Origin of the sequence: Sphaerospermopsis reniformis (assembly GCF_005402885.1) — a bacterium.
GTDB classification, from domain to species: Bacteria; Cyanobacteriota; Cyanobacteriia; order Cyanobacteriales; family Nostocaceae; genus Sphaerospermopsis; species Sphaerospermopsis kisseleviana.
This window is the reverse complement of sequence record NZ_BJCE01000472.1, coordinates 1-1,490: the sequence shown is the minus strand read 5'-3', so window position 1 is coordinate 1,490 and position 1,490 is coordinate 1. Positions and strand designations below refer to the sequence as shown.

Sequence of the window (1,490 nt, the reverse complement as noted above, 5' to 3'; positions counted from 1 at the left end):
TGGGGATAGAACCATCAAACTGTGGGATGTCGCCACGGGGAAGTTAATCGCCACCCTCACCGGACATTCAGATAACGTTAATTCAGTAGCCTTCAGCCCCGATGGTAAAACCTTAGCTTCTGGGAGTGGGGATAACACGATCAAACTGTGGGATGTCGCCACCGGGAAGTCAATCACCACCCTCACCGGACATTCAGAGCCGGTTATTTCAGTAGCCTTCAGCCCCGATGGTAAAACCTTAGCTTCTGGGAGTCAGGATAAAACCATCAAACTGTGGGATGTAGCCACCGGTCAGTCAATCGCCACCCTCACCGGACATTCATCTGTGGTTCGTTCAGTAGCCTTCAGCCCCGATGGTAAAACTTTAGCTTCTGGGAGTTTGGATAACACCATCAAACTGTGGCAAGAAAGTACAGTTACCGCAGAAACTGTTACCCCGGTGAATGTGCTAGTTAATGACAGCGCCCAAAAAATCACCGTGCGCCTGGAAACCGCACTGGGTTCGGGAGTAATTATTAATCGCCAAGGTGACACCTATACCGTCCTCACGTCCCATCATCTCATAGCCCCACACCAGACTGTCACACTCACCACCCCTGACGGTCAACAACACCAGTCCGTACTTAGGGGTCGTTTAGGGGAATTAGATTTAGGATTATTAGAATTTACCAGTAAGAATAATTATGACACCGCCCTAGTAGCAGATGCCACGGCAGTCCCCACAGGAGCAACGGTATACACCGCAGGGTATCCCGAACCCAGTCAGAGTAATCCTCAGGAACGGCGTTATTTTTTACATCCAGGTAAAAAGAGACCAGACCAGGAGGGGGAGTATAACCTACAACTAGCAGGTCAAGCCCGACCGGGGTTAACCGGTGGTCCCATCCTCAATGAGTGGGGATTGGTGATTGGTATTTATGGTGCGGCGGACTTCAATGATATGTACCAGCAGGGTATTTCCCTGGAAAGGATACCCAATTTACAAACCATCGCCAATGTAGTTACCTGGCCTCATCCTACCTTAGTTAACACCCTCACCGGACATTCATCTGGGGTTGATTCAGTAGCCTTCAGCCCCGATGGTAAAACCTTAGCTTCTGGGAGTGGGGATATTTTAGGAAGGGATAACACCATCAAACTGTGGGATGTCGCCACCGGGAAGTCAATCGCCACCCTCACCGGACATTCATCTGTGGTTGATTCAGTAGCCTTCAGCCCCGATGGTAAAACCTTAGCTTCTGGGAGTTGGGATAACACCATCAAACTGTGGAATGTCGCCACCGGTCAGTCAATCGCCACCCTCACGGGACATTCAGAGTGGGTTATTTCAGTAGCCTTCAGCCCCGATGGTAAAACCTTAGCTTCTGGGAGTTTGGATAACACCATCCAACTGTGGGATGTCGCCACCGGTCAGTCAATCGCCACCCTCACGGGACATTCAGATAACGTTATTTCAGTAGCCTTCAGCCCCGATGGTAAAACCTTAGCTT

Annotated in this window: 1 protein-coding gene; it reads left to right on the top strand. The window is 50.2% G+C overall.

The annotated features are described in order from the left end of the window. Positions 1-1,490: WD40 domain-containing protein (locus FFR48_RS27795; protein WP_236104225.1), on the top strand; the 1,490-nt coding region annotated here is incomplete at both ends.